This is a genomic window from Pseudonocardia kunmingensis, assembly GCF_006716445.1.
Lineage (GTDB): Bacteria > Actinomycetota > Actinomycetes > Mycobacteriales > Pseudonocardiaceae > Pseudonocardia > Pseudonocardia kunmingensis.
The window spans coordinates 1,395,095-1,407,216 of the sequence record NZ_VFPA01000003.1 but is presented as its reverse complement, the minus strand read 5'-3'; the positions used below and the strand labels follow the sequence as shown (position 1 = coordinate 1,407,216).

Below are 12,122 nucleotides of genomic sequence, written 5' to 3'. Positions count from 1 at the left end.
CTCAGGTCGGTGTGCTCGGGTGGGCGGGGGTCACGACCCGCCGGGTGTACCGCAGTCGCTGTCGTCGCCGGGAGTCGGCGGCGGGCCGGGCGGCGGCTCGGAGCCCTCGGCGAGCTCGAACGCCGCGAAGTCGACGTGCTGGTCCACCGGGCTCGCCCACGACGAGTCGTCTCCGCCGAAGAACGTGGAGAAGAAGACGCCGTCGATGGCGAGCTGGTCGGTGGAGCGGAACTCGAGGCCGCCCCGGTCGAGGACGAGCCGCTCGTCCTGCCAGACGGTGATGCGGCCGTCCGCCGTGCCCGGGGTGTTCAGCTGCACCCGCTGGCGCATCGTCGTCCACTCGCCGGGCGTGAAGGTCCAGCAGCCCCGGCCGAGCGACGTGCCGTGCTCCTCGGAGCTGGGCAGGTAGGCGTACACCTCGCCCTCCCCGCCGGTGCGCCACATGTAGCGCGTGGAGAGGCCGTCGGTGCCGTCGGGGACGTCACCGCCGCTGTTCTCCGTGCCGCCGTAGAGCCCGGGCAGTTTGCCGCCCTTGACGAAGTCGAAACCCTCCGGGAAGCGCACCTGGTAGGTCAGGTCGAGCACCTCCGCCGGGGACGGCAGCTCCATGTAGGCCTGCAGGCCGCCGTCGGGACCGTCGGTCCCGCGGCTGGCCGACCCCTCCGGGTAGGACGCCCGCAGCAGGGTGCCGCCCGGGGCGCTCGGGTCGTCGACCAGCGACGCGATGTCGAGGCCGAAGTCGCCCTTCTCGGCGATCGTCAGGTCGTTGCCCAGGAAGTCCTCGAGGGCGGCCGGCTCGACGCCCTCGCCCGCTTGCGCGGGGCTCGTCGTCGCGGGTCCGCCGTCCTGCTCCCCGGCGCCGCAGCCCGCGACACCGAGGAGCAGGGAGCCCAGGACGGCCGCGACGGCGCGTCCGGAGCTCAGGGACGTGGACGTCCTCGAGAACATCTCGGGGGTCTCCTCACCCGGCGCCCACCGGGATCGCCGGTGGCACGCGCCGCTTGTTGCCGCCGACCTTGCGCTGGCGGAAGCTGTGCACCTGCTCCAGCACGATAGCCAGCAGGATCAGCGGCACGCCGATGGCGCCCAGGAGGTTCAGCGGCGGGAGGCTGAAGTTGTTCACACCCTCCTGCTGGAACGACCCACGGAACGCCTCCAGGGCGTGCACGCTGGAGTTGGCGAGGACGAACGGGCTGCCGAGCCCGACGTTGAGGCCCAGGTCGATGGCGTCGATCGCGATGTTCTCGGCCCGCACCAGCTCGGGGGAGCGGGAGTGGATCCCCTCGCTCGAACCGTTGATCGTGATGGCGCTGATCGTCGCGGCGGCGGCCACGTCGATGCCGGTGGTGCCACCGGTGATCGTGCCGCCGTTGATCTGCATGCCCGGGCTCTCGGTGCGGATCGCGTCCTCCTGGACGTGGTTCGCCGTGAGCTCGTTGATGACGACCTCCTCGGCGCCGGCGGAGGCGACGATCCCGTCCCGGCCGCCGTCGATCGTCACACCGGTGAGGTCGATGTGCCCGGAGCCGCGCTCGAGGCGCACCGCGGCCCTGGCGTCCGCGAGCTGCACGCCGTTGACGCGGATGTCCTTGCCGCCGATGTTGACCGCGGAGACCCGGGAGCCCTCGATCGTGGAGTTGCGCAGATCGAGGTTGGTGGTGCTCTTCTCGACCACCACGCCGCGGCGCCCGCCGGTCATCTTCAGCCCGTCGAGCACGATGCCCGTGCTGCCGACGTGGGTGAAGACGCCGATCGGCTGGTCGTTCGCGGTGAAGTCGCTGACCGTCACGTCGACGGCCTGGTTGAGCCGGAGCCCGCCCGCCTGGTCACCTTCGGTGGTGATACCCGTGACCTGCGCCCCCGGCCGCCCGGTCACGACGACGCCGTAGAGCCCGTTGCCCGCGGTGCTGATCCCGGTGATCGGGGCGTTGGACTCGCCGCTGACGTACACGCCGTTGCCGCCGTTGCCCTCGGCGCGGATCCCGGCCAGCGTCGTGCCCTGGTCGCCGTTGAGGACGAGGCCCTCGCCCTCGGACTCGCTGACCGTGAGCCCGTCGATCTTCACGTTCCGGGACTCGGACAGCTCGACGCCGACGTTGTTGCGCTGCAGGGTGGTGCGAACGAGCGACCCGGTGCTGCCCGGGTTGAACCCGAGGCCCGGCTCGGCGCTCTCCTCGCCGTGCTCCGGCGTGCCCATGTCGGTGATCGTGGTGTCGGTGGCGTTGAGCTCGCCGCCCCCGGTGACCTCGATGAACGGGCGACCCACCGCCTCGAACGGCAGCGGCTGCTGGGTCGCCGGGTCGATCGAGGAGATCGTGACGCCCTGCAGGTTCAACCGGCCGCCGCCGGTGTAGATCGCGGACGCGTCGGGGATCTCGGGGCCACCGGTCAGCCGCAGCGTCTGGACGTCCGGACCGATCTCCATCGCCGTGCCCGGGGTGAGCACGAGGGTGGCCGAGAGCGTGGCGCTGCCCCCGTCCATCGTGAGCCAGTCCCGGGGCACCATGTCGTCGAGGGCCTGCAGGGACATCGTGCCCCCGCGGCGGGGGACCAGGGTCTCGAGGCGCCCCTCGTCGACGACCTCGACGCGGTCCTCCCGCACGGTGATCATCTGGTGCGGCCTGCCCCGGGAGTCCCAGGACTCCCGGGCCTTCGCCGCCTGCTCGGCCCGCTCGGCGGCCTCGCGGGCCGCCTTCCTGGCCGCTTCGGCGCGATCCTCCGCAGCCTCCCGGGCGGCCTTCGCGGCCTGCTCGGCGGCCTTCTCGGCCTCGCGCTGGCGCTTGGCCTCGTCCTTGGCCGCCTGCTCCTCGGCCTTCTTGCGGGCCTCGGCCTCGGGGTCGGGCCTGGGGCTCTGCGGCGCGGGCCTGCGGGTCGGCTCCGGGTTGCTGGCGCCGCCGCCGTTGCTACCGCCGCTGTTCCCGTCGCCGCCGCTGCCGCCGTCATCCCCACCGTTGTCGGGTGGGGTGTCACTGCCGCCGGTGTCGCCGCTGCCGCCGCTGTCCCCGGGCGGTTGCGTCTCTTGCGCCGGCGCGGCCGCCGCGGCGGTGCCGGCCGGCGCCGCCAGGGCGGCGGCCGGCATCACCGGGAGCGCGACGGCGCTCAGCGCGACGCTCGCGGCGATGATCCGCGCGAGCCTCCTGCTGCCCGTCCGGGGGGCGGTCATGCGGCGCGTCCTGCGTGGGTGACCATCCGCAGTGGCACGGTCTCGTCCTCCTCGAATCCGTCGCCGCCCGCACCCTCCGTGCGCACGATCTGCCCGTTCTCGACGGCGACCTGGCGGGTGCCCCACTTCTGCTGGCGGATCGTCATCAGCGCGCGGAGCTTGATCAGCGCCATGATCCACGAGACGACGACGTAGCCCAGTACGAAGAAGAACGACGAGGGCCGCCGCACGATGTGGGGCAGGAACTTCGCAGCGCGGCTGATCTGCCACCACGCCACCAGGATGGCGGCGACCATCCACTCCTGGGCGATCAGCGCGGTGACCAGGAAGATCGGGCCCAGCAGGACGGTGAAGCCGCTGAGACCCTTGTCGATCATCGTGTAGGCCAGGAACGGGTGGCGCCACACCCACGGCCTCGACAGCGCGCGCATGTCCGAGCGCCAGGTGTTGCGCGCCCAGCGCACCCGCTGCTTGAAGAAGATCCGCCACTTGCTGGGGAACGTCGACCACACCACGGCGGTGCGCTGCATGTAGGTGAGGTGGCCGTGCTCGAGGACGAGCGTGGTGAGGCGCTTGTCGTCACCGGACAGGCAGGGCACGCCCCAGAACTCCTCCTGCATGAACTCCGCCTCGATCTCCAGCAGCAGCTGCCGCCGGTAGATCGCAGTGCGGCCGGACAGGCACGAGACGGCCTGGCCGAGCAGGCTCTGGCTGGCGTTCTCGTCGAAGTAGCGGTGGTCGAGGAACATGTCGGTGATCCGCGCCAGGAACCCCTTGGTGCCGTACACGCTCTGCCGCGTGCCGACGCCGCCGATGCGGGGGTCGGCGAACGGCTTGCACACCTCGGCCGCGACGTCGGGGGCCCAGATCGTGTCCGAGTCCACGAGCGCCACCAGCTCGGTGCGCGCGGCGCGCCACCCCTTGCGGAGCGCGTCCCGCTTACCGGGAACGTCGGTGATGACGACCGTCACCGGGTAGCGCCGGGCGATGTCCTGGCAGGTCTTGTCGGAGGAGTCGATCACGAGGATGACTTCTTCGACGTCGTTGGCCAGCCACGACTCGATCGCGGCCGCGAAGATGACCGGGTCCTCCTGGTAGGTGGGGACCACGATGCTCATCGGCAGCCGGTAGTTGTTGACGATCGGCTTGTACAGCACCGCGGGGATGCGGCGGATCAGCCAGGTGGCCCAGCGGATCAGGCCGAGCACCCCGATGGGGGTGCCCAGCACGTAGTAGTAGGCAGGCAGGTTCATGCCGGCTCGTGCTGCTGCCGTCCGCTCGCCGCGACGGCCTCGGTCGACGGGTCCGCCGCCGCGGTGCCGGTGGTCGCCGTGGCGGCGCTCTCGCGCAGCTGGGCGTGGCTCGCGGCGTGGGTGGCGGTGTCGACCTCGTCGGAGACGATGGTGGCGAGGCGGTCGTTGGTCTCGACGACGGCCGAGAGCAGCGGCATGTCGACGCCGATGTTGTCGGCGAAGCCGAGGAAACCGCAGGTGTCCTTGGGGAGGCAGACGCCGCCGTAGGGGGCTCCGCCGCGGATGCCGTACTGCGGGTTGATGGAGCCTTCGGCCGAGCGGGCCACGGTGGCGGCGATCGGGTCGAGGTCCACACCCAGCTTCTGCGCCACCAGCCACATCTCGTTCCAGAAGCTGATCTTCGTGGCGTTGAAGATGTTGTGGGCGCACTTGATGAACTCGGCCTGGGCCGGGTCGGTGAAGGTGCGCAGCTCGCCGCCGAAGGGTGCGAGCAGGGCGCGCAGGCGCTCGGTGGTCTGGGGGTCGCGGCTGGCGACGACGGTCATCCAGGGGTTGGCGAAGTCCTCGGCGGCGGAGACGGCGCGGAGGAACTCGGGGTTGGACGCCAGGCCGAAGCCCTCGTTGGCGGTCATCCCGGAGTGGGTCTCGAGGGTGGTCTTGACCAGGCCCTCGGTGGTGCCCGGGGGCACGGTGGAGCGGACGACGACGGTGTGGCGGGCAGGGGAGCCGGCCAGTGCCTTGCCCACGCTGGTGGTGCCGGCCTCGAAGGCGCTCAGGTCGTAGCGGTGGCCCTCGTGCGGGGTGGGCAGGGTGAGGAAGATCAGTGACTCCGGCTCGGCGGAGAGGTCGATCTCGCTGCGGACGTCGAACCCGCGGGCGGCGAGCTCGGCGATGCGGGGCTGGGAGACGTCGATGAACGTCACCTCGTGCCCGGCCTTCAGGAACCCCTCACCGGTCGCCGCCCCGACGACACCGGAACCGACGATGAAGATCCTCGACGACTGCATGGAATGCCCCTCCAAATTCAGGACGATCGGTCCGATCGCCTCGCCCGAGATGGTTTCGCAGCCTTCCGATCCACCATCTCGCAGGTCTCACGTCACCCATCGTGACGAGTGGAGGTCGCGTTACAGGGGTCCGCTCGAGGTTTCGCCTGGTCGCTGCGCTGGTCCTGGAAGGTCACGTCATCCAGTGGAGTGAAGTGACCTGCGGCACTGCAGCGCTTGGTAACCGAAGCGTGTGGCCCGCGTCACGATCGGATTCACTCGCTCGGACCAATTTGCGCTCGCATCGGTGAATAACAGTAACTTCCCGCTGCCTACCGTTCACCGTTTACATTGCGCCGCTGGTCGTGAGTGGGTGGGCATCGCCGACCGTCACTGACCGCTCGGCGCGCAGTCCTGCGCATTGCGCAACCGGTCTGCGGCCTCGCGCGTTCCCACCATCCCGGCGCGGGGGAGAAGTGATCACCCGGAGTGTTCCACGCGGGCTCGGCCCAGGCGCGTCGTACGTGTGCGTGCGGTGCGTCACCCCGCCGGTGCGGCGCCGGGTCCCCCACCGGGCGCCGGACGCCGGGCGCGTCAGCCCACGAGGGCGAGCGGCCGCGATCCGGACGGCGCCGGCGGGGGGTCCGCCACCAGCGGCGGCACGCGGCCACCGGCGCGGCGGGCGGCGCGCCGGCCGCGCAGGTAGGCCAACGGCCCGCTGGCGAGGCCGCGCAGCCGGTCGCGGCCGGACCCGGTGGGCATGCCGTCGCCCGCGCCGCCCTCGCGTGCCGAGATGTGCCGCAGCCGGGCGACGGCGGCGGGCAGCCTGCGGAACGCGGCCGCACGCGCCCGCCGGTCCAGGGCGATCTTCGTGAGGAACGCGCCGAGCCCGACGGCGTAGCCGCGCAGCTGCGCGCGCAGGGCGTCCGGGCCGGGGCGGTGGTGGTGGCGCACCCACGCGCTCGGTTCGTAGGCCAGCACGTGGCCCGCGAGCACGAGGCGCACGAGGAACTCGCAGTCCTCGCCGCCGTGGGTGGGCGAGCCCGGGCCGAGCGCCTCGTCGAACCCGCCGACGCCGCGCGCGACGTCGGCACGGACGGCCAGGTTGGCGCCGATGCCGAACAGCCCGGGGGAGAACGGGAAGATCGGTGAGTCCGCCGGCGGCTCGGCGAGGGAGAACCGGCGTCGCTCGAACCCCTTGTTCCAGGCCAGTGCTCCGTCGGCGGCCAGCTCCTCGGCCGTGGCGAGGCGGGCGGCGAGCACCGGCCCGCTCACGCAGGTGACCTCGGGATCGGCGGCGAACGCCCCGGCGATGCGGACGGCCCAGGCCCGGTCGGGCTCCGTGTCGTCGTCGGTGAACGCCACGATCTCCGTGGTGGCCTCCTGCAGTCCGCGGTTGCGGCCGACCGACGCGCCGCGGCGGGCTTCCCGCACGTAGCGCAGGCGCGGGTCGTCGATGAGCCGCACGGCCTCGGCCGTGCGGTCGTCGACCGGGTCGTTGTCGACGACGAGCACCGTGATGTCCGGGTGGTCGCCCGCGAGCAGGGCCCGGGCGCAGCGGGCGACGCTGTCCGGCCGGCCGCGGGTGGCCACCACGACCGTCACGGGGTCGAACGCGGCGGGCGGCGCGGCCGGGTCGGGTGCGTCGCCCAGCTGGGTCTCGAGGGCGTGACGCAGTGCGGCCACGCTCGCCCGCCCCTCGAGGAGGGGTAGCTCGACGACGCCGACGGGGGTGCCGCCGGAGGTGACCAGCAGGCGGGCGGCGCCGAAGCGCTGGTCGACGACGAGGGGCTCGACCGTCGCGTGGCGGTCGAGCTCGCCGACCCAGGTGGGCGTGGGAGGAGCGATCCAGGGCGACAACCGGAGCCTTTCTCGCAGGGGGTCCGCTCTTCGCGGTGGTTCCGTCGACACCCACCGTATGTCGCGCCGCGGCGATCTGTGTCCGTTTCGTCCGGTTCGGAGGCAGGACGGCCCGGTGGACCCGTCGAGCGTCTGTGGTGGCCCTGAGAACGGCTCCCGAACGGGGGAACCGTCACGTCCCGTTAGGCTCTCCGGGTGCCAACGGTGTCCCCTGCCTCTTTCCTGCACGGCGACCGGGAGGTCCTCGGCGTCCTCCACGACCGGCGCGCAGCGGACTCGGCCCCCGGCGCGCGTGCCGACCCGCACCGCGTCGCGCTGGTCATCGGTGGCGGCGGGATGCGGGGCGCCTACGTCGCCGGCATGCTGCGGGCGCTCGACCGCGCCGGCCTCGTCCCGGCCTTCGACGAGGTCTACGGGGCGTCGTCCGGCGGCTTCAGCGGAGCCGCCTTCCTCACCGGTGACGCCGCCGCCTGCGCCGCCAGCTACCCCGAGGACCTCTGCACCGAGGTGTTCATCAACATGCGCAGGCTCGGCACGCGGCGTCCGGTGGTGGCGCTGGACCACCTCGTCCACGACGTGCTCGGCGACCGCAAGCCCCTCGCGTGGCACCGGCTCGGCAGCACGCCGGCGCCGCTGCGCCTGGTGGCCACCGACACCGCGGACCTGACCGCCCACACCCTCGAGGGGATGGCGACCGCCGCGGACTGGGAGCAGGCACTGCGGGCCAGCGCCGCGATCCCCCTGCTGTCCGGCCCGCCGGTCTCCTACGGCGGCAGGCGCTGGGTGGACGGATCCGTCGCCGAGCCGCTCGCCATGGCCCGCGCCCTGCGCGGCGGTGCCACGCACGTGCTCGTGCTGCTCTGCCGGGGCGCCGACGACCTGCACCCCGACGCCGACGCCGGCCTGTCGCTGTGGGCCCGCGCCCTCGACCGGCTCGTCCCCGGGCTCGGCAGCCTCGCGCAGGGCTCCCGCCGCTACGGAGCGGACCTGCGGCTGGTCACCGACGCCGCGCACCCCGAGCGCGGCCCCGGCCACCTCGCCGCGATCGGCCCCGCCCGCTCGGCCGGGATGGGGGCGCTGTGCGTCGACCCCGTCCGCGTCGGCGACGCGGTGCGGATCGGCGACGAGTCGGCCGAGGCGGCGCTCGACGCGGTCGCGGCCTGACCCCGCGGCCCGCCGCCGAGATCGCTCCGAGCCGCACACCACGGTCGTCGCGACGGCGCTGGCGTACGCCTCGCGCCGATCACGGGCCGTCCGGTGATCGGGAGGCGGGCGGCGGCGATCCCGTACGGTCTGCCCCGTGGGAGCAGGGGTCCGGCCGCGCGCCGCTGTCGTCGTCACCGGGAGCGAGCTGCTGACGGGGACGATCTCCGATCGCAACGGTCCGTGGTTGTCGCGCGAGCTCGCCGCGCTCGGGTTCGAGGTGGCGCACGTCCAGCTCGTCGGGGACCGGCCCGGTGACCTCACGCGCGCCCTGCAGCTCGCCGCCGAGGACGGCTGCGTGCTCGTCGTCACCAGCGGCGGGCTCGGACCCACCGCCGACGACCTGACCGGGGCCGTGGTGGCCGAGTTCGCCGGCGTCGACCTCGTGCTCGACGAGGCGATGCAGGCCCGGATCGCCGGGATCCTCGCCGGGTTCGCCGCCCGCACCGGGTTCGGCGGGCCCGCGTTGGAGGCGGCGAACCGCAAGCAGGCGATGGTGCCGCGCGGGGCGCTGGCCCTCGACCCAGTCGGCACCGCTCCCGGCCTCGTCGTGTCCCGTCCGGGCGGGCCGCTCGTCGTGGTGCTGCCCGGCCCGCCCCGGGAGCTGCAGGGCATGTGGCCCGCCGCGCTGGCGGCCGCGCCCGTGCGGGAGCTGCTCGCCGGCGTGCCCGCTGCGAGCGCGCGTTCGCTGCGCTACTTCGGACTGCCCGAGTCGGAGATCGCCGCCACGCTGCGGGAGATCGAGACGCAGCAGGACGTGTCGGACGTCGAGATCACCACCTGCCTGCGCCGCTCCGAGCTGGAGGTGGACCTGCGCCCCCTGCCCGGCGCCGAGCCCGTGGCCGCCGCGGTGCACGCCGAGCTGGCCGCCAAGCACGCCCGCCACCTCGTCAGCGCCGACGGCACCAGCACCGACGAGCTGCTGGCCGCCGCGCTGCGCGAGCGCGGCTGGACCGTCGCCACCGGGGAGTCGTGCACCGGCGGGATGCTCGCCGCCCGGCTCGTCGACCTGGCCGGCTCCTCGGAATACGTCGCGGGCGGCGTCGTCGCCTACTCGAACGCCGCCAAGACCGACCTGCTCGGCGTGCCCGCGGAGCTGATCGCCGCGCACGGCGCCGTGTCGCCGGAGGTGGCACGCGCCCTCGCCGACGGGGCCAGGGAGCGCTTCGGCGCCGACGTGGGCATCGGGATCACGGGCGTCGCCGGCCCAGGGGGCGGCACCGAGGCGAAGCCGGTGGGCTACGTCTGCTTCTGCGTCACCACCGGCGACGGCCAGGTGATCGCCCGGGATCCGCGCCTGCCCGGCAGCCGCGCCGACATCCGGGAGCGCGCCACGGACGCGGGGATGCACCTGCTCCTGCGCGCCGCGAGCCCCCGCTGACGACGTTCGTCAGCGTGGAACGCGGCGTCCTGGTACCAGTGGGAGCCATGATCCTCGACGGCTTCGCGACCGCCGACGTCGAGACCGCCGCCGGGGCGCGGGTCCGCGTCCGCACCGCGGGCAGCGGGCCACCGGTGGTGCTGCTGCACGGCTACCCGCAGACCTCGGCCATGTGGCACCTCGTCGCGCCGGGACTGGCCCGCGACCACACGGTCGTGCTCGCCGACCTGCGCGGGTACGGCGACAGCGTCGCCCCGCCCGGTGCCGAGGGCGACGTGGCCGCGTTCGGCAAGCGGGCGATGGCGGCCGAGGTCGTGGCCGTGATGGGCGAGCTGGGGTTCGACCGGTTCGCCGTGGTCGGCCACGACCGGGGCGCCCGCTGCGCCTACCGGCTCGCGCTGGACCACCCGCAGGCCGTCACGGCGCTCGGCGTGCTGGACGTCCTGCCCACCGCGGACGTCTTCGCGCGCGTCGACGCCGCCTTCGCCCGCGCGGCGTGGCACTGGTTCTTCCTGGCCCAGCCGGGGGACCTGCCGGAGCGGCTGATCGCCGCCGATCCCGACGGGTTCTTCCTCCGGGGCACCGGCGGCGTGTTCGCGCCCGAGGCGGTGGCCGCCTACCGCGCGGCCTACACCCGGCCCGAGGTCGTGCACGCGATGTGCCAGGACTACCGGGCGGGCGCCACCGTGGACGTCGCCGACGACGAGGCCGACCGCGGTGTCCGCACGATCGGCTGCCCCACCCTCGTGCTGTGGGGCCGGCACGGGCCGGTGGGCCGCGTGCCCGACGCCATGGACGTCTGGCGGTCCTGGGCACCGGCGGCCGAGGGCGTCGAGCTGGACTGCGGGCACCACGTCGCCGAGGAGCGCCCGGCCGAGACGCTCCTCGCGCTGCAGGCGCTACTGCGGTCGTGACTGGATACGGGTGCTCTGACACCCGTATCCGCTCACGGCTTGTGCTCGGCAGGCGCCGCGGCGGCCTCACGGGCGGCGGGGCCGTCGGTGGAGCGGATCAGCAGCAGTGTTGCCCCGAGGGCCGCCGCCGAGAGCAGGAGCAGGTAGACCGCGATCGGCGTGGAGGACCCGTAGGCCGCGTACAGGGCGGTGGCCACGATGGGCGTCAGCGCCCCGCCGATCATGCCGCCCGTCTGGTAGGCGATGGAGGCGCCGCTGTAGCGGATGCGCGCGTCGAAGATCTCGGTGAACCAGCCGCCCTGCGCGCCGGCCATGATCGCCTGGACGACGCCCGCGACCGCGAAGGCGATCAGGGCGGCCGGCACGCTGCCCGTGTCGACCAGCCAGAACAGCGGGAACGCCCAGATCACGGCGGTGGCCGTGCCGATCACGTAGATGCGGCCGGCACCCCAGCGGTCCGCGCAGCGGGCGGCCACGTAGATCCCGGCGATCCAGGGGATGGTCGAGAGCAGGATGAGGGTGAGCAGCGTCGGGCGCTCGAAGCCCGCGGCGCGCGTGCCGTAGCTGAGCATGTAGACCATCACCGTGTAGCCGACCAGCGGCGGCGGGATCGCGGCAAGGCTCGCCAGCAGCACGACCTTCGGCCGCTCGCGGAACAGCGTCGCGACCGGCAGCTTCGTGACCTGCTTCGCCTCCTTCACGCGCTGGAACTCCGGGCTCTCCGAGAGCTTGCTCCGCACGATCATCCCGACGACCAGCAGGAGGATGCTCAGCAGGAACGGGATGCGCCAGCCCCACGACAGGAAGTCCTCGTCGGGCAGGCCGGCGACGGCCAGGAACGCCAGGTTCGAGGTGAGCACGCCGATCGGCACGCCGAACTGGGCGAAGCTGCCGTAGAGCGCCCGCTGTCGCGGCGTGGCGTGCTCGGTGGCCACCAGCACCGCGCCGCCCCACTCACCGCCCACCCCGAAGCCCTGCACGAGGCGCAGCAGCAGGAGCAGCAGGGGAGCGGTGACGCCGATCGCCGCGTACGTCGGCAGCAGGCCGATGGCGAACGTCGACACGCCGGTGAGCATCAGGGTGAGCACCAGCATCGTCTTGCGGCCGATGCGGTCGCCGAAGTGGCCGATCACCGCCGCGCCCACCGGGCGCATGATGAAACCGACGGCGAAGGTGCCGAGCGCGGCGAGCGTGCCCGCCGTCGGATCGCCCTCCGGGTAGAACAGCGTGCCGAACACGAGCGCGGCCGCCGTGCCGAAGATGTAGTAGTCGTACCACTCGATCGACGTCCCGACGCAGCTGGCGAGCAGCAGCGACCGGCGACTGGTCGGCGGGCGGGTCACGGGCACCTCCGGGGGAGAA

9 protein-coding genes are annotated in these 12,122 nt (G+C 73.6%); 3 read left to right on the top strand and 6 right to left on the bottom strand.

Annotated elements, in window-relative coordinates:
• Window positions 1–30: 30 nt before the first annotated feature.
• The 5 genes from FB558_RS29640 to FB558_RS29620 form a co-directional block, all read right to left on the bottom strand.
• Window positions 31–948, bottom strand: a complete 918-nt coding sequence (locus tag FB558_RS29640) for a polysaccharide lyase (RefSeq protein ID WP_211366907.1) — start codon at window positions 946–948, stop codon at window positions 31–33.
• A 13-nt stretch (window positions 949–961) separates the two neighbouring features.
• Window positions 962–3,163: a right-handed parallel beta-helix repeat-containing protein gene (locus FB558_RS29635; protein ID WP_142058896.1), complete on the bottom strand. Its 2,202-nt coding sequence runs from the start codon at window positions 3,161–3,163 to the stop codon at window positions 962–964.
• Complete coding sequence (locus FB558_RS29630; protein ID WP_142058894.1) at window positions 3,160–4,416, bottom strand: glycosyltransferase; 1,257 nt, start codon at window positions 4,414–4,416, stop codon at window positions 3,160–3,162. Before FB558_RS29630 ends, FB558_RS29635 begins: the two co-directional genes overlap by 4 nt.
• On the bottom strand, window positions 4,413–5,423 hold the full coding sequence (locus FB558_RS29625; protein WP_142058892.1) for a 2-dehydropantoate 2-reductase N-terminal domain-containing protein: 1,011 nt from the start codon (window positions 5,421–5,423) through the stop codon (window positions 4,413–4,415). The genes FB558_RS29630 and FB558_RS29625 overlap by 4 nt, the downstream gene beginning before the upstream one ends.
• A 573-nt stretch (window positions 5,424–5,996) precedes the next feature.
• Window positions 5,997–7,262, bottom strand: a complete 1,266-nt coding sequence (locus FB558_RS29620; RefSeq protein ID WP_170231581.1) for a glycosyltransferase family 2 protein — start codon at window positions 7,260–7,262, stop codon at window positions 5,997–5,999.
• Window positions 7,263–7,466: 204 nt separating this feature from the next.
• Between FB558_RS29620 and FB558_RS29615 the strand changes: the two genes are divergently transcribed.
• The 3 genes from FB558_RS29615 (at window position 7,467) to FB558_RS29605 (ending at window position 10,760) form a co-directional block, all read left to right on the top strand.
• A complete protein-coding gene (locus tag FB558_RS29615; RefSeq protein ID WP_246106828.1) occupies window positions 7,467–8,426 on the top strand; it encodes a patatin-like phospholipase family protein in 960 nt (319 codons plus the stop codon).
• Window positions 8,427–8,562: 136 nt separating this feature from the next.
• Window positions 8,563–9,846, top strand: a complete 1,284-nt coding sequence (locus tag FB558_RS29610) for a competence/damage-inducible protein A (RefSeq protein WP_142058886.1) — start codon at window positions 8,563–8,565, stop codon at window positions 9,844–9,846.
• Window positions 9,847–9,893: 47 nt separating this feature from the next.
• On the top strand, window positions 9,894–10,760 hold the full coding sequence (locus FB558_RS29605; protein WP_142058884.1) for an alpha/beta fold hydrolase: 867 nt from the start codon (window positions 9,894–9,896) through the stop codon (window positions 10,758–10,760).
• A gap of 32 nt (window positions 10,761–10,792) precedes the next feature.
• On the opposite strand, the gene FB558_RS29600 is transcribed toward FB558_RS29605, so the two are convergent.
• A complete protein-coding gene (locus FB558_RS29600) occupies window positions 10,793–12,103 on the bottom strand; it encodes an MFS transporter (RefSeq protein ID WP_246106827.1) in 1,311 nt (436 codons plus the stop codon).
• Window positions 12,104–12,122 lie beyond the last annotated feature (19 nt).

Bases quoted from the DNA above. Each gene is read 5' to 3' on its own strand.
- FB558_RS29640 (WP_211366907.1), bottom strand. From the start codon at position 948: ATGTTCTCGAGGACGTCCACGTCCCTGAGCTCCGGACGCGCCGTCGCG.
- FB558_RS29635 (WP_142058896.1), bottom strand. From the start codon at position 3,163: ATGACCGCCCCCCGGACGGGCAGCAGGAGGCTCGCGCGGATCATCGCC.
- FB558_RS29630 (WP_142058894.1), bottom strand. From the start codon at position 4,416: ATGAACCTGCCTGCCTACTACTACGTGCTGGGCACCCCCATCGGGGTG.
- FB558_RS29625 (WP_142058892.1), bottom strand. From the start codon at position 5,423: ATGCAGTCGTCGAGGATCTTCATCGTCGGTTCCGGTGTCGTCGGGGCG.
- FB558_RS29605 (WP_142058884.1), top strand. From the start codon at position 9,894: ATGATCCTCGACGGCTTCGCGACCGCCGACGTCGAGACCGCCGCCGGG.